We start from the raw sequence: 19,116 nt of genomic DNA on the forward strand, positions 1-19,116 counted from the left end.
ACGGGCAGTGGTTACTCGTCGGTCGACTCGAAACCGCTGCAGTAGTCGGGAGCGAGGTCGCGCTCCTCGCAGGTCTGCGCCCGGAAGATGTACGAGTACTGGCCGCTCTCGACGGTCCCGGGGTTTCCGTCAGCCGCTAGGTCCCGGGAGTTCACGATGGTCTTCGTGGCCTCCGTCCACCCCCCGGAGTCGTGCCACGTCTGACTCCACTCGGCCGCGAACGCCGGCGATGATCCGGCGAACACCGCTGCGGAGAGCAGCCCCACGGCTACCCTCCGTATGACTCTGGTGTTCATCGCGTGCTCTCCATTCTTTCGCTGCTTCCCGGTTGCGCCTCGCTCTGCGCGAGGCCCGGCACATGCCCCTGCCCCGCGGAATCCGGTGGATGCTCCGCCAAGTACGTGGTGGAGAGCTCAAATTCAAGCCAGTATTCGCCGAACCCCCCACCCCCCTGCGGGGGATCTAGCGAACCACTCCCCCCGCTTGGAGGGATGGCGGGCGATTGCGACCTCAAATGTCCCCACCCGCCCCCCGTTCACCTCTCCTTCACGAGGGCGTGTGAAGCCCACGCCCTGGACAACTGTGCGATCCCGTGGATACGTTCACTCTCGATAGTGATCTAGGAACTACGGGTGATCACTACGGGGAGCGGGGGAACGAGTGCTGCGGATCTGCGTCCTGGATGAGCAACCTCTGATACGTGACGGCGTGCGCGGGGTGCTGGCGGCATGCGAAGGCACGATGGTTGTAGGGGAAGGGCGCCCGGCGGAAGCAGCGGGTCTGGTGCTTGCCACCTGCCCGGATGTCGTGGTCACCGGCCACGCACAGGAGGAGAGCGGCCTGCGACTGCTCGGCCGTGTGACAGATCGCGAAGGCGGTACGTCCAAAGTCCTCGTCCTCCTCGACGAGTTGACACCCTCTGCCGCGTTGCGCCTTCTGACCGCCGGCGCCGCCGGCGTACTCCGGCGCGACACCGCCGCCCGCCACCTTCCCTGGGCGGTAACCGCCGTCGCCGCCGGAAGCGTGGCACTGGCCCCGGAAATCACGCCCGCGCTCGCCGCCAAGCAACTGCGGCCTTGGCGGGCGTCACGCGAGCAGGCGGCCGCCCGCGTCCGGATAGCCGCGCTGAGCTGCCGCGAGCGCGAGGTCCTCGGTCTGCTCGCCGACGGCCTGTCCAACGCGGATGTCGCCGAAGAGCTCACGCTCAGCGACCACACGGTCAAGGACCACATCCGCGCCATCTACGGAAAGCTCGGCGTGGACAACCGCGTCCAGGCCGCCCAGGTCTCCTGGCAGGCCGGCACCCGCGATCCGGCGCCCCACCACGCTGTCCCGGCCGCTCTCAGCCGTACGTGACGGAGCGCGTGAAGCGTCACGCCTGAGGGGCGTCGTAAGGGTCCGTCAAGGTCAGCGGCCTGTCGGCCGTCTCCAGGACGGTGGCGGGGAAGGCGGGGCCCGGGAGGTAGTGGCGGCCCTTTGTGCGGCCGACCGGTTTCAGCAGGTCGGCCTCGGTGAGCGCCTGGAGGTCGCGCTGCGCCTGCTTGTCGGACAGGGCGCCCACCTCGCCGGGTACGCGGTGGTCGTCGGAGTCCGACGCAGGCACCGCGTACAGCATGTCGCAATCATCGCGACATTCGGTCGCGGGGGCATCTCCGTCACGTCCGTACGACGAAAGCCCCGCCCCCGTAGCGTGTACGGAAAGGGCGGGACTTTCGTGGGAGGCGGCCGTGGGGGCGGGCGCAGGTCAGATGCGGCGCGTGATCAGCGCTCGCTTGACCTCCTGGATCGCCTTGGTGACCTCGATGCCGCGCGGGCAGGCGTCCGTGCAGTTGAACGTCGTGCGGCAGCGCCACACGCCGTCGCGGTCGTTGAGGATCTCCAGCCGCTGCTCGCCGGCCTCGTCGCGCGAGTCGAAGATGAAGCGGTGCGCGTTGACGATCGCCGCCGGGCCGAAGTACTGGCCGTCGTTCCAGAACACCGGGCACGAGGACGTGCACGCGGCGCACAGGATGCACTTGGTGGTGTCGTCGAAGCGCTCGCGGTCCTCGGCGGACTGCAGGCGCTCGCGCGTGGGCTCGTTGCCCTTGGTGACCAGGAACGGCATGACGTCCCGGTACGCCTGGAAGAACGGCTCCATGTCGACCACGAGGTCCTTCAGCTGCGTCAGGCCCTTGATGGGCTCGACCGTGATGGGCTTGTCGGGGTTGACGTCCTTGATGAGCGTCTTGCAGGCGAGGCGGTTCTTGCCGTTGATGCGCATCGCGTCGGAGCCGCAGATGCCGTGGGCGCAGGAGCGGCGGTAGGTCAGCGAGCCGTCCAGATCCCACTTGATCTTGTTGAGGGCGTCGAGGACACGCTCCTTGGGGTCCAGCTCCAGCTGGAAGTCCTCCCAGTACGCGTCCGCCGACACCTCCGGCTTGAAGCGCCGGATGCGCAGGGTGACGGTGATGTAGGGGGAGGCCGCCGAAGCCGCCTCGACCTTCTCCAGAACGGGAGTGCTCATCAGTACTTACGCTCCATCGGCTGGTAGCGGGTCACGACGACCGGCTTGTAGTCGAGTGCGACGATCTCGCTGCCCTCCGGGGTCTTCTCCCGGTACGCCATGGTGTGGCGCATGAAGTTGACGTCGTCGCGGTTGGGGTAGTCCTCGCGGTAGTGGCCGCCGCGGGACTCCTTGCGGGCCAGCGCGGAGACGGCCATGACCTCGGCCAGCTCCAGCAGGTTGCCCAGCTCGAAGGTCTCCAGCAGGTCGGTGTTGAACCGCTTGCCCTTGTCCTGGATCGAGACGTTCTCGAAGCGCTCGCGCAGCTCGGCGATCTTCTCGACGGCCGTCTTGATGGTCTGCTCGGTACGGAAGACCATCACGTTGGCGTCCATCGTCTCCTGCAGCTCGCGGCGGATGTCCGCGGGCCGCTCGGTGCCGGTGGAGTTGCGCAGCTGCTCGATCTTGTCGACGACGAACTGCTCGGGGTTGTCCGGGAGTTCGACGAAGTCGGCCTTCGCGGCGTACTCCGCGGCGGCGATGCCCGCGCGGCGGCCGAAGACGTTGATGTCGAGGAGCGAGTTGGTGCCCAGCCGGTTGGCGCCGTGCACGGAGACGCAGGCGACCTCGCCGGCCGCGTACAGGCCGGGGACGACGGTGGTGTTGTCGGCCAGCACCTCCGCGTCGACGTTGGTCGGGATGCCGCCCATCGCGTAGTGCGCGGTGGGCTGGATCGGGATCGGGTCGACGTAGGGCTCGATGCCCAGGTACGTACGCGCGAACTCGGTGATGTCGGGCAGCTTGGCGTCCAGCTGCTCCGGCGGCAGGTGCGTGAGGTCGAGGTAGACGTGGTCGCCCTCGGGTCCGCAGCCGCGGCCCTCGCGGATCTCCGTGTAGATGGAGCGCGAGACGACGTCACGCGAGGCGAGGTCCTTCATGACCGGCGCGTACTTCTCCATGAAGCGCTCGCCGTCCTTGTTGCGCAGGATGCCGCCCTCACCGCGGGCGCCCTCCGTCAGCAGGATGCCCATGCGCCAGATGCCGGTCGGGTGGAACTGGAAGAACTCCATGTCCTCCAGCGGGATGCCCCGGCGGAAGCACGCCGCCTGGCCGTCGCCGGTCAGGGTGTGCGCGTTGGAGGAGACCTTGAAGAACTTGCCCGTGCCGCCGGAGGCGTAGATCACGGACTTCGCCTGGAAGATGTGGATCTCGCCGGTGGCCAGCTCGTACGCGACGACGCCGGCGGAGTGCTTGACCCCGTCGACCTCGGTGATGAGCTGGTCCAGGACGTAGAACTCGTTGAAGAACTCCACGCCCTCCTTGACGCAGTTCTGGAACAGCGTCTGGAGGATCATGTGGCCGGTGCGGTCCGCCGCGTAGCAGGAGCGGCGCACGGGCGCCTCGCCGTGGTTGCGCGAGTGGCCGCCGAAGCGGCGCTGGTCGATGGTGCCGTCCGGGGTGCGGTTGAACGGCAGGCCCATCTTCTCCAGGTCCAGGACGGAGTCGATGGCCTCCTTCGCCAGGATCTCGGCGGCGTCCTGGTCGACCAGGTAGTCACCGCCCTTGACCGTGTCGAAGGTGTGCCACTCCCAGTTGTCCTCCTCGACGTTCGCCAGGGCGGCGGCCATGCCGCCCTGGGCGGCGCCGGTGTGGGAGCGGGTCGGGTAGAGCTTGGTGAGCACGGCGGTGCGGCAGCGCTTGGTCGACTCGATGGCGGCGCGCATACCGGCGCCGCCGGCGCCGACGATGACGGTGTCGTACTTGTGGATCTTCATGTTGGCTACCTCAGCCTCAGCCGATGTTCGGGTCGAAGGTGAAGATCACCAGCGTGCCCAGCAGGACGGTGAAGACGGTGGCCGCGTACAGCAGCATCTTCAGCCAGAAGCGCGTGCCGTCCTTCTCCGCGTAGTCGTTGATGACGGTGCGCATGCCGTTGGCGCCGTGCAGCATGGCCAGCCAGAGCATGAGCAGGTCCCAGGCCTGCCAGAACGGCGAGGCCCAGCGGCCCGCCACGAAGGCGAAGCTGACCTTGCTCACGCCGCCGTCCAGCACCAGCTGGATCAGCAGGTGGCCCAGGACCAGGACGACCAGCACGATGCCGGAGAGGCGCATGAACAGCCATGCGTACATCTCGAAGTTGCCGCGGGTCGCCTTGGGCGTCCGGGCGGTGCGCTTGCGCGGGGCGTCGAGGGAGATCGCGTACGCGTCCTCGGCGGCCTCCACGGAGGAGCCTGTCAGCTCGATTCCAGAAGTGGACATGTGCGGCTCAGCCCTTCCCGAACAGCTCGCGGGCGGCGTGCCCGAGGACGGGGTAGAGGGCCCCGGCCATCAGTACGACCCAGATGCCCACCACGGTCCACAGCATCTGCTTCTGCAGACGCGGGCCCTTCGACCAGAAGTCGACGGCGATGATGCGCAGGCCGTTGAGCGCGTGGAAGAGCACGGCGGCGACGAGCCCGTACTCCAGCAGCGCCACGATCGGCGTCTTGTAGGTGGCCACGACGTCGTCGTACGCCTCGGGGGAGACGCGGACGAGTGCGGTGTCGAGGACATGCACGAACAGGAAGAAGAAGATGAGGACGCCGGTGACTCGATGAGCCACCCAGGACCACATACCTTCCCGGCCGCGGTACAGCGTTCCAGCCGGCACGGAACAACCCTCCGGAGCGTTTCTTGGGGGTGGACGCCGGCCTGATCAGTCACGGTCTGTCGGTGCTCACCCGGCCGGGTACGGTCCACCGGCCGTGGCCATCGTAGCGACGCGCCGTCCCGTCCCCCGCCCGGGGGGCTCCAGTGTGATCGATCAGGCAGGGACGTCACTCGTATGTCCGGTAATTCACCCTTGTCGGACACGTATGCCCATCGGCCGCCCGCGCGCCAGTCTGGCGAGTCTGCCTCGGGCTAGTTTGCGCAGTTCCTCCGCCGTGACGGCGTGTTCCTGCTCGGGGGTGTGCGAGAGGCGGGTGCGGATGCCGGCGAGGAGCTGGTCGAGGTGCTCGGCGGGCTCGTAGGCGTCCAGGCACAGGACGAAGACGTGGCCGAATCGGCTCTCGTACGCCGCGTGGGCCGCCCGCAGCGCCGTGTGCGCGGCCAGGCTCGGGAGGGCCGGGGGGCGGGCGGCCGGCTCGTGGGCCAGCGCCTCTCCCAGGTCGGCGGGGGTGAGGTCGTAGGCCGCCTCGTCCGCCGCGGCGAGGAGGGCCGGCAGGTCCGGGTACGGCCGGTGGGCCGCGAGCCGGCGGGCCCAGCGGTGGCTGCCGTGGCAGGCGGTGAGGGCGGCCTCGGCGTCCGCGGGCGGGGCGGTGTTGAGTGCGGCGAGGCCGGTCAGGGCTCCGCTCCTTCGCGGTGAGGTGGGGTCGGGCGGGTGTCGGGAGGTGTGCCTGTGACCGGTGGGGAAAGGTGATCGAACGGCGATCCGCCACGGTAGTGCAGGAACCGAACTACTCGCCCACTCCTCCGCCGTTTTCACTCGGATGAGGGGGTTTGAAGGCTCGACTGAACCGCCGGTCAACGGGGTTGGGATCCGGCGCCCCGCGGGAAGGGGCGGAGAAGAAGCGGAACGCCTAGCGTCATTTATCGGGTGGACGGGACAGGAGGTCCCCGACGCCCCACGGCCGTGGAGGTGGCGATGGAGGCGGGACCGGAGCCGGAGATACCCGGGACGGGCGGGACGGACGGTCCGGGCAGCCCTGACAGCGCCGACAGGACCGACAGGGCCGACAGGACCGACAGCACCGACAGCACCGACAGCACCGGCAGGGTGCCGCACCCCGCCTGGGCCCGGCGGCTGCCGCGCGGCCGCCGGACGCGCTGGCCGCTGGCCGCCGGTCTCGCCGGGGTGCTGCTCGCGACCGGGGCCCTCGCGCTCGCCGGCGGTCGGACACCGCAGCCGCCGCAGACGCGGGCCGCGCCCTCCGGCGGCGCCGTCGCCCGGATGGCCGCGGGGCCCGCCGTCGAGGCCAGCGCGCCGCGCACGATCCCGGCCGTCCGCTCGTACGAGAAGGGCGCCGGCCGGGGCTGGTCCCCGCTGCCCGGCACCCGCGTGGTCGCCCCGAAGGACGGTCCGCTTGCGGACGAGGGGCGGCGGCTCGCCCGTGAGCTGGACGTACCCCTCGCGCACACGGCGGCGCGCGACGGCGACGTGGCGCTGGCGCTGGACGCGGACGTCCCCGGCGGGCGGGAGGCGTACCGGATCGCGGTCTCGGCGGGCGGCGGCGCCCGGATCACCGGCGCCTCCGACGCGGGCGTCTTCTACGGCACGCGCACCCTGCTGCAGGCCCGGCGCTCGGGCGGCGGGCTGCCGCCGGGCGTCATCGAGGACCGACCCGACCGGGCCCAGCGCGGCTTCGCGCTCGACCTCGCGCGCAAGTTCTTCCCGCGCGAGTGGATCGAGGCACGGATGTACGAGCTGGCGGCGCTGAAGTACAACCAGCTCGGGCTGCACCTCTCCGACGACCAGGCGTTCCGGATCGAGAGCACCACCCATCCCGAGATCGTCTCCGACCCGCACCTGACCAAGGCCGACGTACGCGCCCTGGTCGCGCTCGGCCGCGAGCTGCACATCGAGGTGATCCCGGAGATCGACTCCCCCGGCCACCTCGGCGCGGTCATCGCCGCGCACCCCTCGCTGGGGCTGCGCGACGGCGCGGGCAGGCCCGTACGGGGCGCCGTGAACGTGATCGACCCGGCGGCCGGCCGGCTGCTGGACGAGCTGCTGGCGGAGTACGCGCCGCTCTTCCCCGCCCGTAACTGGAACCTCGGCGGCGACGAGTACGCCCCGCTGATGTCCGCCGACCCCGAGGCCCGCTTCCCGCAGCTGGCGGCGGCGGCCCGCGAGCGCTACGGGGAGCGCGGGCGCATCCAGGACCTGGCGACGGCGTGGCTCAACGACCGGGCGGCGGTGCTGGAGGAGCGCGGCAAGCGCATCCAGCAGTGGAACGACGGGATCTATCCCGGCGGGGTGGTGCGCACGCCCGGGGACCGGCAGGTGGAGTACTGGACGGGCAAGGAGTACGGGGCGCGCCCGCCGCAGGACTACCTGGCGGAGGGGCGGAACCTGGTCAACCTCAACGACGAGTTCCTCTACTACGTCCTGGGCGAGCCCAACGACTTCGCCTACCCCACCGGGCAGCGGATCTACGAGCAGTGGACCCCGGCCGTCCTGCGCGGCACGACCCCGGTCCCGGCGTCGGTGGCCGGCCCGGACCGGATCCTGGGCGCGCGGCTGGCGGTCTGGTGCGATCTGGCGGGGGCGCAGTCCACCGCGCAGGTCGCGGCGGGGGTGCGGCTGCCGCTGGCGGCGCTGGCGCAGAAGGTGTGGGACCCCCGGCGGCCGGTGCTGACGTGGGCGGAGTTCCGGGCGCTGGCGGGGGTGGTGGCGCCGGCGCGGTGAGCGGGGTGGGGTGAGAACGGGGCCGGCCCCCGCCCTCCGTCGGTGACGGGGAGCGGGGGCCGGGTGCGCCGTTCGTACGGGGTGCTACGGCGCCAGGACCGAGCCGATGCGCAGGCCCGGGGAGGCGCCCAGGGCGGTGGTGCCGTAGTAGGCGCCGCCCGTGTTGCTGATGCCCGTCGAGCCGGCGTCCAGCTGCAGGATCGTGCCGTTGCCGGTGTCCTCGCCGTCCACGCCGATCGCGAGGTCCGCGCGGCCGTAGCCGGAGAGGTCCGCCAGGACCGCCGTGGAGCCGAGGCGGTCGCCGCTCTCCGCGCCGCCCGCGATGCCGGAGCTGTCCTGGGTCCAGGTCCAGCCGGTCGGGGTCAGTCCGGTGGACGCGCCCTTGAGGAGCCAGGCCATCCCGGCGTCCGTCTTCGCGCTCAGGTCCTCGCGCGGGGCGCCGACCAGGACGTCGCCGTAGCCGTCGCCGTTGACGTCGTTCACCGAGACCGACTGGCCGAAGGCGTCGCCGCTCTCCGAGCCGCCCGCGACGCCGGTGCTGTCCTGGTGGAGGACCTTCTTCACGGTGGTGGAGGTCCAGCCGCCGGTGGCGCCCTGCAGCGTGGTGATCTGACCGCCGGTGTTGCCGGCCGACTCGCTGCCGTAGGGCTGGCCGACGACCAGGTCATCGATCAGGTCGCCGTTGACGTCGCCCGCGGCGAGCGAGCGCCCGCCCGGGGTGGCCAGCACGGCGCCCTTGACCAGGCCGGTCGCCGAGCCCTTGAAGCTGAGCAGGCGGCCCTTGAGGCCCTGGTCGCGGTAGCTCAGCATGACGTCGGCGTAGCCGTCGCGGTTGAAGTCGCCGCTGGTGGCGGCGGGGAAGGAGACCGCGCCGGTGGCGGTGGTGAGGGTGCCGCCGGCGGTCCTGCCGCTCGCGCTGTCGCGGGTCCACCAGCTGCCGGAGTTGCCGGTGCCGGCGGAGAAGAGGTCCGCCTTGCCGTCGCCGTTGAAGTCGCCGGTGGTCAGGGCGCTGCCGAGCTTGGCACCGGTCTTCGTACCGCCCACGGCACCACCGGTGTTCAGCGCGGGGCCGTAGAGGAAGGTCACGTAGCCGGCGTCGGTGTACGCGCCGAGGTCCTCCCCGGGCGAGCCGACCGCGAGGTCGGCCACGCCGTCACCGTTGAGGTCGCCGACGGCGGTGGTGGAGCCGAAGCCGTCCCCGGCCTCACCGCCGCCGGGCACGCCGGCGGAGTCCTGGGTGAGGGTCATGCGGGCGGCGGAGACGGGGCCGTCGTCGCCACCGGGGACGATCTTGACGGCGCCCTTGGCGGAGGCGTCCTTGGGGAGGCCGACGAAGAGGTCGCCGATGCCGTCGGCGGCGGCGGTGCCGCCGGCACTGCGCAGGTCGGTGGTCTTCAGGGCGTGCGAGATGCCGGGGGATGCGGCGGCGGCGCGGATCTTCGGCAGCCGGTCGTAGAGCTTCTGGCCGGGGCACTCGGTCGCGTAGCCGTCGCGGTGGCCCGCGATCCGGTAGAAGGTGTCCTTCACGCCCGTGGGCTCCGCCGGGTCGCCGGCCATCTGCGCCAGGGTGACCTGGCTGGTGGGGCTGACGCCGTACATGCCGAGCTTCCAGGCGGCGATCCGGGCGATGGACTCCTGCGCGGCGCGCGTGGGCGCCTGGGTGGAGTACGTGCCCAGCAGCGCGATGCCGGTGGAGTACGAGTTGTAGCCGTACGTGTGCGCGCCCTTGACCGGCAGGTCCATGCCGCCGCTCATGCCCTCGAATATCTGGCCGCACTTGTCGACGACGAAGTTGTAGCCGATGTCCTTCCACTCGTTCTGCTGCGTGTGGAAGATGAAGACGCCGCGGACCATCTGCGAGGACTGGGCGCAGGTGTAGTTCGTGCCCTCGGCCGTGTGGTGGACGAAGGCGACGTCGATCTTGTCGAGGTACTCGCGCGGGTCCGCCGCGACCCGCTCGGCCACCAGCGCCTCGTCGGCGGCGGTCGCCCAGGTGGAGCGCGGCTTGATCGGCGGCTTGGCGACGGTCGAGGGACGCGGGGCCGGCGGGGTGGGCTGGACCGGAGGCGGCTCCTCGCCGCCAGTGGTGGACGTGCCGGTGGTGGTCTCGCCCGTGGTGGTCGACGTACCCGTGGTCGTCTCACCCGTGGTGGTGGACGTGCCGGTGGTGGTCCCGCCCGTGGTGGTCGACGTACCCGTGGTCGTCCCGCCCGTGGTGGTCGACGTACCCGTGGTCGTGTCCTGGACGGAGAACGACGCCGTGTCGAAGTCGTCCGAGCCCGGCTCGGCTGCCTTGGCCTCCGCGGCGGTCACTCCCGGGTCGACCAGGACCAGTTCCAGCCCCTGGGGCAGCGGGTGCTCGGTGGCGTCCGCGGCGACCACCCGGGCCTCGGCCGCGTCGGAGGGGCCGACCCAGCGGGTGCCGGAGCCGCCGCGCATCTCCGGGGTGACCTCGTCCGGCATGTCGGCCTCGGCGCTCACCGGCTGCCAGCCCGTCCACTCACCGGTCTCCAGCGAGCGGGTGCGGATCTGGATCGTGCCGTCCAGCTCCTGCCCCGCCTTGTCCCAGCTGAGCCCGACCAGCGAGAACTGCTTGGTCTCGGTGCGGCCGAGCTGCTTCTTCGCCGCCGTACCCGCCAGGCCGAGCGAACGCAGACCGGACTTGCGGGCCTCGACGGGATCGGGCCGGGGCGCGTCCTCCGGGCTCGCCACCGCGATGGTCACCGCTCCCGCGCCGCCCAGCACGACCGCTCCCAGCGTCAGCCACGCTCTTCGCTTCAGAGTCAGCGGCCGGTACGCGTGCGCTTTTCGCTTGAACAACGCAGATCCCTCTCAGCTCATCTGTCACATGCGACGCCGCATTGGACCACCGGTGAGGTCAATTGGTTGCCCCGAGCGGCGAGTCACCCGGAAAATGACGGTCGGGGCCGCTACCCCCCACAGGAGCAACCCCGACCGCCGCTCAATGACCGAACGGCGTGTTCAAGCCGCCCGGTACACCGTTCAGCGCCACGGCGGCCCGAATCGTCACATCCGCTTACTGTGGCGCGCGTCACACCCCCCGGCGGCCGCCCGACCCCTCCCCTGGACGCGGACCGCTCCCGCCACGTAGCGTGCCGAGAGTCTGTTTTCGATTACCGGAAACGAACATCGACAGCGACCATTCAGAAGCGAGCACCAACACCCGCCCCGACGGAGCGGGTTGCCACACGCTGGACCGGCCCAACGAGGTGCCGGACGCCCGGGGGTTTGGGAACTGACCGCAGTGCACAACGACGACGCGGCGCTCACCGCTGCCGTGCGTGCGGCGCAGAACGGGGACGAGGCCGCCTTCCGCGCCGTCTACCGGGCTGTCAACCCCCGGCTGCTCGGGTACGTACGCACCCTGGTCGGCGAGGGCGACGCCGAGGACGTCACCTCCGAGACCTGGCTGCAGATCACCCGCGACCTCGCCGGCTTCAAGGGCGACGCCGACCACTTCCGCGGCTGGAGCGCCCGGATCGCCCGCAACCGCGCCCTGGACCACATCCGCGCCCGCTCCCGCCGCCCCGCCGTGGGCGGTGACGAGAGCGAACTGGACGCCCACGCCGCCGAGTCGGACACCGCCGGCGAGGCGCTGGCGGCCGAGCGCACCCGCCACACCCTCGCGCTGATCGCCCGGCTGCCGCGCGGCCAGGCGGAGGTGGTGACCCTGCGCGTGGTGATGGGGCTGGACGTGAAGCGCACCGCGGAGCTGCTCGGCAAGCGTCCCGGGGCGATACGGACCTCGGCGCAGCGCGGGCTGAAGCAGCTGGCCGAGTGGCTCGAAGGTGACGTCGGCGTGACGGAAACGGCCGCGCGGACGCTTAAGGGAATGTGATGGCCGACAAGCCGCTGGGGTGGCTGGACGAGGAGGCCGCGGAGCGACTGCTGCGCGGTGAGCCGGTCCTGCCCGCGCCCGGTACGGTCCGCGAGCGCGCCGAGGTGGCGCGGCTGGCCGCGTTCCTCGGCGAACTCTCCGGCGCCGGGCGCGAGTTCGCGCCGGGCTCGCGCCGGCCGGGGCAGGACGCGGCGCTCGCCGCCTTCCGCGCCACCCACGCCTCCCCCCGCGACTCCCGCCGCGGCACGGCCGGGATCGAGCACCGGGCCCGGCGCCGCGCCCAGCCCGGCCGGCTGCCGCGCCTCACCGGCCGGATCCGGCCACTGCGGGCGGCCGTCGCCATGGCGCTGCTGGCCTGTACGGCGGGCGGCGTCGCGGTGGCCTCCACCTCCGGGGTGCTCACCCCCTCCCCCGACGACAGGCCGCAGCCCTCGGCGAGCGCGCCCGCGCCCCCCGGCACGTCCGGCTCCCCGGACAGGGCGCCCGCGCCGGGCGCCTCCGCGTCGGCGGACGGCGCCGGGGAGCAGACCGGCGGCAAGGACCGTACGGACGACCCGGACGGCTCCCCCAGGAGCGGCGGCCCGGCCGACGCGACGCCGACCGCCGCGCAGCTGAACGCCGACTGCCGCGCCTACCTGGCCGCCCAGGAGTCGGGCGGCAGACCCGACCGCGAGACGATGGGCCGCCTGACCAAGGCGGCCGGCGGCGCCTCGAAGGTGCCGGCCTACTGCGACCGCCGGATCGGCGCGACCGCTCCGGACGAGGACGCCGGCAAGCAGCCACCGAGCGACGGCACGTCCGGCACGGGCGACTCCGGTACCTCCGACTCCGGTACGTCCGACTCCGGCGGCTCCGACGGCCCGGACGGCTCCGAGCAGCCCCCGGCGCAGGACGCGGAGAGCGGCGCGGCCACCGGCGAGGACGCCGTGTCGCAGCCCGTGGCCGGCGGCGCGCAGCCGCCGTCCGCACCGGCCGGCAACTGACGACCGACCCCTTCCCCCCGCCCCGGGACCTCCGGTCCGGCGTGGCGCTCCCCTCCCCGCGGCGTTGACGACGCCCTTGTGACGCACGGCACAACCTTCCCCCGATCCATCCAGTTGAACACGTTCAAGGATGGCGCTACCTTCCTCTCGTCAAGTTCTTTGAACACGTTCAAGAAGGGCAACGCGCCATGGATCCCACCGTTTTCACCTACGTGCTGTACCTGGTGGTCAGCATCGGGCTCACCGTCTGGGTCGCCCGCACGCTCAGCCGCAACGGCCGCGTCTTCCTGGCCGACGTGCTGCGCGGCAACGAGCCGCTCGCGGACGCCGTCAACCAGCTGCTCGTCGTCGGCTTCTACCTCGTCAACCTCGGCTTCGTCGCCCTCTTCCTCAAGACCGGCGCGACGATCGACGACCAGCAGCAGGTCGTCGAGACGCTCGCCGGCAAGCTCGGCATCGTGCTGCTGGCCCTGGGCGCCATGCACCTTGCCAACGTCTACGTCCTCAACCGCTACCGCCGCCGCAGCCTGCTGGAGCGCGAGCAGCGGCCGCCGGTGGAGCCGGGCCGCTGGACCGGCGTCGGCACGGCGCAGGCCTGACGGCGATGCGACTCACCCAGACCGCAGCGGACCGGGAGCTGCACAGGGGACAGCTCCCGATCTGCCGCCTGACGGTGCTGTACGACGCGGGGTGCTCGCTGTGCGCCTTCCTCCGGGGCTGGCTGGTCCGCCAGCGCCAGCTCGTACCGCTGGACCTGGTGCCCTGCGGGTCCGAGGAAGCGCGGCGGCGCTTCCCCGAGCTGGACCACGGGGCCACCCGGGAGGAGATCACGGTCGTCGGCGACTCGGGGCAGGTCTACACCGGCCCGGGCGCCTGGATCGTGGTGCTCTGGGCGCTGGCCGGCCACCGCGCCACCGCGCACCGGCTGCTCTCCGGACCCGGGGCGGCCGCCGCCCGCGCGGCGGTGCTGGCGGCGGCCAGGTACCGGCAGGCGGTGGGGCTCGGCGGGGGCGCGTACCCCCTGCGGGAGGGCTGGCGCTACGACCCGGACGACGGCTGGACGCGGGACTGCACCGGGGGCGGCTGCCCCGCGCCGCCCGGATAGTCTGTGCGTCTATGAAGGCGGAAGCCCACTCCAGCCCGGCCCAGGAGCCGGCCCCCGACGCGACGACGGCGGGGGCCGCTCGGCCTGCCCCCGCCGCCCCCGCCGACGCCCCCGCGAAGAGCAAGGGCGAGGAGACCCGGGCGCTGATCCTGGAGACCGCGATGCGGCTCTTCCGGGAGCGGGGGTACGAGAAGACCACGATGCGCGCCATCGCCGCCGAGGCGGGCGTCTCGGTGGGCAACGCCTACTACTACTTCGACTCCAAGGCCGCGCTGATCACCGGTTTCTACGACCGGATGTCGCACGAGCACGCCGCCGACGCCCGCCGCGGGATGGCAGGGGTGACGGACTTCTCCGAGCGGCTGGAGCTGGCGGTGATGTCGTGGGTGGACTGCGCGGCGCCGTACCACGGCTTCGCGGCGCAGTTCTTCGCCACCGCCGCCGATCCGGAGAGCCCGCTGAGCCCGTTCTCCGACGAGTCGCACCCGGCCCGCGCGGAGGCGGTGCAGATCTTCCGCGAGGTGCTGGACGGCTCGCAGCTCGGGCCCAAGGTCGACGAGGAACTGCGCGGGCTGCTGCCCGACCTGCTCTGGCTGCACCTGATGGGCGTGGTCCTGTACTGGGTCTTCGACCGCACCGAGGACACCGAGCGCACCCGCGCCTTCGTCCGCCGCACGGCCCCGGTGGTCGCCAAGGTCGTCCGCCTCTCGCGCTACCGCGCCTTCCGGCCGCTGGTGCGCGACGCGGTGGGGCTGATGGAGGAGTTCGTGATCCCGAAGGTCCGGGCGGGCGCGGCCAAGTAGCCCGGTGGGTACGGGCGTTCAGTCCGCCCGGCTTTCAGCCTCCACCATCACCCGCCGCAGCAGCGCCGCGAGTTGGGCCCGCTCCGGTGCGCTGAGGGCGCCGAGCAGCCGCTCCTCCTCCCGGCCCAGGCGCGCGAGCGCCGCGCGCCACGCCTCCTCCCCCGCGCCGGTCACCTCCACGTCGATCCGGCGGCGGTCGGCGGCGGAGGGCGTACGGCGGACGAGGCCGCGGCGCTCCAGGGCGTCCAGGCGGCCGGTGACGGAGGCGGGCGCGAGGCGCAGGGCGGCGGCCAGCTCGGAGGGGGTGGCGCGCATCGCGCGGCCGGCGAGGGCGTGGAGTGTCTCGAACTCGGGGCGCTCCAGGCCGGTTTCGGCCAGCGAGCGCTCCTTGGCGTGGCGCAGGTGCCGGGTGAGGAGCATGGCGCGGGTGACGGCGCCCTCGATGTCGGGGTCCAGGTCGGGGAGGACCGGGAGCCAGCGGTCGAGGTGCTCGTCGGTGCTGTCGCGGCGGCCGTCGTGCACAGGGGGCACGGGGGGAGGGGACATGGGGGAAGGGTAGCAATTCGGCGGCTGATATTTCGTTGACGAACTATTCGACGGCGAAGTATCTTGCCCGGCATGCCCTCCCCCGGCTCCTCTCCCGCGACCGCAGCCTCCACCCTCGACGCCCCTCCCCGACACCCCCTGCGCGCCCGCCCCTTCCAGCTCCTCTTCGCCGGGCGCTCCCTCGCCCTGCTGGGCGACGCGGTCGTGCCCGTCGCCCTCGCCCTGGCCGTGCTGGACGGCATCGGGGGCGCCGGCGCGATCGCGCTGCTCCTGGGCTGCGCGATGGTGCCGCGGCTGCTGCTGCTCCCGCTCGGCGGGGTCGTCGGCGACCGCATCGACGCGCGGACGGTCGCCGTGGCCACCGCGCTGGTACGGGCCGCGGCGCAGCTCTTCGTGGGCGTCCGACTCCTCGCCGGGTCACCGGCGTTGTGGCAGCTCGCCGTCGCGGAGGCGGTGGGCGGGGTGGCCATGGCCTTCGCGCACCCCGCGCTCTCCCCGCTGGTGACCGGCGCGGTGCCGGAGGGACCGGGCCGCCAGCGCGCCAACGCCGCCCTCTCCGCCGCCGCCAGCGCCGCCCGCCTGGCGGGCCCCGCGCTGGCGGGGGTGCTGCTGCTCGCCGGGCCGGGGTGGGCGTTCCTGGCGGTGGGCGCGGGATACGTACTCAGCGCCGCCCTGCTCGCGCCGGTGCGGGTCGCCCATCTGCCCGCTCCCCGGCGCTCGTTGGGCGCCGACCTGCGGGAGGGCTGGAGCGAGGTGCGCTCGCGCGACTGGTACTGGACGAGTCTGGTCGCGCACTCCGTCTGGAACGGCGCGGCGGCCGTCATGGCCACCCTCGGCCCTGTGCTCGCCCTGTCCGAACTCGGCGGCGAGGGCGCCTGGATCGCCCTGTCCACCGCCGCCGGGGTCGGGCTGCTGCTCGGCTCGCTGGCGGCCGACCGGGTGCGCCCGCGCAACCCCGTACTGACCGGGAACCTGGCGCTGGCGAGCTACGCGCTGCCCCTCGCGCTGCTCGCGCTCTCGGCGCCGCTGTGGCTGCTGATCGGCGCGTACGGGCTGGCGCTGGCGGGGCTCGGGCTGCTGAACCCCCTGTGGGAGACGGCCGTCCAGCAGCACATCCCCGGTCCCGTACTGGCGCGGGTGGTCTCCTACGATTCGCTGCTCTCGCTCGCCGCGATGCCGGTCGGCTACGTACTGGCCCCGCTGGCAGCCGCAGCCTGGGGTCCGCAGGTGCCGCTGCTGGCGGCGGCGGGGCTGGTCGCGGCGGCCTGCGCGGGGACGGCGGCGGCGCCGGGGGTACGGGCCTTCGGGCGGCCGGCGCGCTGACCCGGCGGCGGTCCGGGCGCCCCGCTCACCCCGCCGCCCGGCCCACCCGCGCCGCCAGCTCCCGCAGGTACGCCGTCAGCTCCGCCGGCTCGTGCACCTCGAACTCGCAGCCCAGCACGGCCAGCCGCATCGCCGCCCACTCCAGCGCGTCCACCTCGGTGCGCAGCCGGCAGGTGCGCTCGTCCACCTCCTCCAACTGGCCCGCCCCGTCGCCCAGTCGGGGGGCCAGCTCGCGGTAGGAGGCGTGCAGGGTCGCGTCCAGGCGGTAGGGCGCGCGGTCGCGGGTCATCCGGGCCCGTACGTACTCCGCCGGATCGGCCGCCGGGAGCTCGCGCGCGGGGACGCGCACGCCCGTGAGGAAGGGGTCGCTGACCCGGTCCACCCGGAACACCCGCCAGTCCGCGCGCCCCTCGTCGTACGCCACCAGATACCAGCGGCGCCCGGCCGAGACCAGCCCGTGCGGCTCGACCAGGCGCTTGGTCGCCGCCCCGTCCGCCGCCCGGTAGCCGAAGCGCAGCTTCTCGCGCCCGGCCGAGGCGGTGGCCAGCGTGGTGAGCACGGCGGGGTCGATCCGGGGGCCCTGCCAGCGGTTGAGCGTGGTCGCCGAGCCCAGCGAGCGCACCCGGCGGCGCAGCCGCGAGGGCAGCACCTGCTCCAGCTTGGCCAGCGCCCGCACCGACGCCTCCTCCACGCCCTCGACCTCGTTGCCCGCCGAGCTGCGCAGGCCGACCGCGATGGCCACCGCCTCCTCGTCGTCCAGCAGCAGCGGCGGCATCGCGGCCCCCGCGACCAGCCGGTAGCCGCCGACCGCGCCCATCGTGGCCTCGACCGGATAGCCCAGGTCCCGCAGCCGCTCCACATCGCGGCGCACCGTACGCGTCGTCACCCCGAGCCGCCCGGCCAGCTCACTGCCGGGCCACTCGCGGGGGGTCTGCAGCAGGGAGAGGAGTTGCAGCAGCCGCTTGGGGGTCTGTGTCGTCATGTCGTCCATTCTGCCCGTCAACTAGGACCGAAACAGTCCTAGTTGACCTCTACCGTGGAACACATGACCTCCAAAGACACCGTGGCCACGGAGCCCGCCCAGGACGCGCCGGCGGATACGCCCGCCGACCGACGCCGCTGGATCGCCCTTGCCGTCCTGATGACCGCCTGCTTCATGGACCTGGTCGACGCGACGATCGTCAACATCGCGCTGCCCTCGCTCCAGCGCGACCTCGACACCTCCTTCAGCACCCTGCAGTGGGTGACCGCCGGCTACGCCCTCGCCTTCGCCGTCGGCCTGATCACCGGCGGGCGGCTGGGCGACATCTACGGCCGGCGGAAGATCTTCCTGCTCGGCATCGGCGGCTTCACCGTCGCCTCGCTGCTCTGCGGGATCGCCGCCGACCCGGCGATGCTGGTCGGCTCGCGGCTGCTGCAGGGCGCGATGGCGGCGCTGATGGTGCCGCAGGTGCTCAGCATCATCCACGTCACCTTCCCGGCGCACGAGCGCGGCAAGGTCTTCGGGATGTTCGGCGCGGTCGTCGGGCTGGGCGCGGTCTGCGGCCCGCTGCTGGGCGCGCTGCTCACCCAGTGGGACCTCGCGGGGCTGGGCTGGCGGCCGATCTTCCTGATCAACCTCCCCGTCGGGATCGCCGGGCTGGTCCTGGGGCGCCGCTTCATCGAGGAGTCCCGCGCCCCGCAGGCGCTGCGCCTGGACCTGGTGGGCATGGCGCTGGTCAGCGCCGGCCTGCTCGCGCTGCTGCTGCCGCTGACCACCGGCCGCGAGCACGACTGGCCGCTGTGGGGCTTCGTCCTGATGGCGTCGAGCGCGCCGATCCTGGCGGCCTTCCTGGCGTACGAGCGGGCCAAGAGCCGGCGGGACGGCTCCCCGCTGGTCGAGTTGAGCCTCTTCCGGGTCCGGAGCTTCGCCGCCGGCATCGGGGTGCAGATCGCCTTCTCCACCACGCTGGGTGTCTTCTTCCTGATCTGGACCCTCTACATGCAGTTCGGGCTCGGCTGGTCGGCGCTGCACGCGGGGCTGACCGGGGTGCCGTTCTCGATCGCCTGCTCTGCGGCGGCGGGGATGTCGGTGGGCAAGCTGGTGCCGCTGCTGGGCGCGCGGCGCACGCTGCAGACGGGCGCGCTGACGATGGCGGCGGGCGCGGTGGTCTACCTGCTGGTCGCCGAGCGGTACGGCATGGGGATCGCCTCCTGGCAGATGGCGCTGCCGCTGGTGCTGATGGGCGCGGGCATGGGCATGGTCTTCTCGGCACTGACCGACGCGGTGCTCTCCGAGGTCCCCCAGCAGCACGCGGGCTCGGCCTCGGGCCTGATCAACACCACCAACCAGATGGGCTTCGCGCTGGGTCTGGCGTTCACGTCGGTGGCGTACTTCTCGGTCGTCGACGAGCGGCTGCCCGCGGAGGGCTCCCGCGCCTTCGTCACGGCCTTCGGGCACGCGATGTGGTGGGTGGCGGCGGTCCTGGGCGTGGTCTTCGCGCTGATGTACGCGCTGCCGAAGCGCGCGGCACAGCACGCGGAGGCGGGGGTGGCGGACGCTCCGGAGCCGGGCGCCGAGGCGCTGCTCCCCGAGCCGGCCCCGGAGCCGGTCAGGGTCTGAGGTCCGCGGTCGTACGGCAGCGGC

General features: G+C 72.8%; 19 protein-coding genes. 9 read left to right on the forward strand and 10 right to left on the reverse strand.

Going from position 1 to position 19,116, the window contains the following annotated elements:
* Positions 1–11: 11 nt before the first annotated feature.
* On the reverse strand, positions 12–296 hold the full coding sequence (locus ACFQLX_RS04110; protein ID WP_386411988.1) for a hypothetical protein: 285 nt from the start codon (positions 294–296) through the stop codon (positions 12–14).
* A 562-nt stretch (positions 297–858) separates the two neighbouring features.
* Between ACFQLX_RS04110 and ACFQLX_RS04115 the strand changes: the two genes are divergently transcribed.
* Positions 859–1,356 (forward strand): LuxR C-terminal-related transcriptional regulator, encoded by a 498-nt coding sequence (locus ACFQLX_RS04115; RefSeq protein WP_386411990.1) that lies wholly within the window; start codon positions 859–861, stop codon positions 1,354–1,356.
* Between the two features lie 16 nt (positions 1,357–1,372).
* Here the strand turns inward: ACFQLX_RS04115 and ACFQLX_RS04120 are convergent, their stop codons facing one another.
* The 6 genes from ACFQLX_RS04120 to ACFQLX_RS04145 all read right to left on the reverse strand — a co-directional run bounded on the left by ACFQLX_RS04120 (position 1,373) and on the right by ACFQLX_RS04145 (position 5,894).
* Positions 1,373–1,615: a hypothetical protein gene (locus ACFQLX_RS04120; protein WP_386411992.1), complete on the reverse strand. Its 243-nt coding sequence runs from the start codon at positions 1,613–1,615 to the stop codon at positions 1,373–1,375.
* Between the two features lie 129 nt (positions 1,616–1,744).
* A complete protein-coding gene (locus tag ACFQLX_RS04125) occupies positions 1,745–2,503 on the reverse strand; it encodes a succinate dehydrogenase iron-sulfur subunit (RefSeq protein WP_386411994.1) in 759 nt (252 codons plus the stop codon).
* Positions 2,503–4,257 (reverse strand): succinate dehydrogenase flavoprotein subunit, encoded by a 1,755-nt coding sequence (gene sdhA / locus ACFQLX_RS04130; protein ID WP_386411996.1) that lies wholly within the window; start codon positions 4,255–4,257, stop codon positions 2,503–2,505. The genes ACFQLX_RS04125 and sdhA overlap by 1 nt, the downstream gene beginning before the upstream one ends.
* 16 nt (positions 4,258–4,273) lie before the next feature.
* A complete protein-coding gene (locus ACFQLX_RS04135) occupies positions 4,274–4,741 on the reverse strand; it encodes a succinate dehydrogenase hydrophobic membrane anchor subunit (protein WP_386411998.1) in 468 nt (155 codons plus the stop codon).
* 7 nt (positions 4,742–4,748) lie between these two features.
* On the reverse strand, positions 4,749–5,132 hold the full coding sequence (gene sdhC, locus ACFQLX_RS04140) for a succinate dehydrogenase, cytochrome b556 subunit (protein ID WP_386412000.1): 384 nt from the start codon (positions 5,130–5,132) through the stop codon (positions 4,749–4,751).
* 186 nt (positions 5,133–5,318) lie between these two features.
* Positions 5,319–5,894: a 2-oxo-4-hydroxy-4-carboxy-5-ureidoimidazoline decarboxylase gene (locus tag ACFQLX_RS04145; RefSeq protein WP_386412122.1), complete on the reverse strand. Its 576-nt coding sequence runs from the start codon at positions 5,892–5,894 to the stop codon at positions 5,319–5,321.
* A gap of 213 nt (positions 5,895–6,107) precedes the next feature.
* Between ACFQLX_RS04145 and ACFQLX_RS04150 the strand changes: the two genes are divergently transcribed.
* Positions 6,108–7,871, forward strand: a complete 1,764-nt coding sequence (locus ACFQLX_RS04150; RefSeq protein WP_386412001.1) for a beta-N-acetylhexosaminidase — start codon at positions 6,108–6,110, stop codon at positions 7,869–7,871.
* 84 nt (positions 7,872–7,955) lie between these two features.
* Here the strand turns inward: ACFQLX_RS04150 and ACFQLX_RS04155 are convergent, their stop codons facing one another.
* Positions 7,956–10,691, reverse strand: a complete 2,736-nt coding sequence (locus tag ACFQLX_RS04155) for an N-acetylmuramoyl-L-alanine amidase (RefSeq protein ID WP_386412003.1) — start codon at positions 10,689–10,691, stop codon at positions 7,956–7,958.
* Between the two features lie 445 nt (positions 10,692–11,136).
* Here ACFQLX_RS04155 and ACFQLX_RS04160 point away from each other — a divergent pair, with 445 nt between their 5' ends.
* From ACFQLX_RS04160 to ACFQLX_RS04180, 5 genes are all read left to right on the forward strand, one after another.
* On the forward strand, positions 11,137–11,730 hold the full coding sequence (locus ACFQLX_RS04160) for an RNA polymerase sigma factor (protein WP_386412005.1): 594 nt from the start codon (positions 11,137–11,139) through the stop codon (positions 11,728–11,730).
* Positions 11,730–12,713, forward strand: coding sequence for a hypothetical protein (locus tag ACFQLX_RS04165; protein ID WP_386412007.1), 984 nt, complete (start codon positions 11,730–11,732; stop codon positions 12,711–12,713). Before ACFQLX_RS04160 ends, ACFQLX_RS04165 begins: the two co-directional genes overlap by 1 nt.
* 188 nt (positions 12,714–12,901) lie before the next feature.
* Positions 12,902–13,312 (forward strand): hypothetical protein, encoded by a 411-nt coding sequence (locus ACFQLX_RS04170; RefSeq protein WP_386412009.1) that lies wholly within the window; start codon positions 12,902–12,904, stop codon positions 13,310–13,312.
* Between the two features lie 5 nt (positions 13,313–13,317).
* Positions 13,318–13,818 (forward strand): thiol-disulfide oxidoreductase DCC family protein, encoded by a 501-nt coding sequence (locus ACFQLX_RS04175; protein ID WP_386412011.1) that lies wholly within the window; start codon positions 13,318–13,320, stop codon positions 13,816–13,818.
* 11 nt (positions 13,819–13,829) lie between these two features.
* Positions 13,830–14,621 (forward strand): TetR/AcrR family transcriptional regulator, encoded by a 792-nt coding sequence (locus ACFQLX_RS04180; protein ID WP_386412013.1) that lies wholly within the window; start codon positions 13,830–13,832, stop codon positions 14,619–14,621.
* Positions 14,622–14,639: 18 nt separating this feature from the next.
* Here the strand turns inward: ACFQLX_RS04180 and ACFQLX_RS04185 are convergent, their stop codons facing one another.
* Positions 14,640–15,167, reverse strand: a complete 528-nt coding sequence (locus ACFQLX_RS04185) for a MarR family winged helix-turn-helix transcriptional regulator (protein WP_386412015.1) — start codon at positions 15,165–15,167, stop codon at positions 14,640–14,642.
* A gap of 72 nt (positions 15,168–15,239) precedes the next feature.
* Between ACFQLX_RS04185 and ACFQLX_RS04190 the strand changes: the two genes are divergently transcribed.
* Positions 15,240–16,490: an MFS transporter gene (locus ACFQLX_RS04190; RefSeq protein WP_386412017.1), complete on the forward strand. Its 1,251-nt coding sequence runs from the start codon at positions 15,240–15,242 to the stop codon at positions 16,488–16,490.
* Positions 16,491–16,515: 25 nt separating this feature from the next.
* Here ACFQLX_RS04190 and ACFQLX_RS04195 read toward each other — a convergent pair whose 3' ends face one another.
* Positions 16,516–17,472, reverse strand: coding sequence for a helix-turn-helix transcriptional regulator (locus ACFQLX_RS04195; RefSeq protein WP_386412019.1), 957 nt, complete (start codon positions 17,470–17,472; stop codon positions 16,516–16,518).
* A 63-nt stretch (positions 17,473–17,535) separates the two neighbouring features.
* On the opposite strand from ACFQLX_RS04195, the gene ACFQLX_RS04200 reads away from it, so the two are divergent.
* On the forward strand, positions 17,536–19,092 hold the full coding sequence (locus tag ACFQLX_RS04200; protein ID WP_386412021.1) for an MFS transporter: 1,557 nt from the start codon (positions 17,536–17,538) through the stop codon (positions 19,090–19,092).
* Positions 19,093–19,116: the final 24 nt, after the last annotated feature.

Source organism: Streptomyces polyrhachis (genome assembly GCF_042663125.1).
GTDB lineage: Bacteria > Actinomycetota > Actinomycetes > Streptomycetales > Streptomycetaceae > Streptomyces > Streptomyces polyrhachii.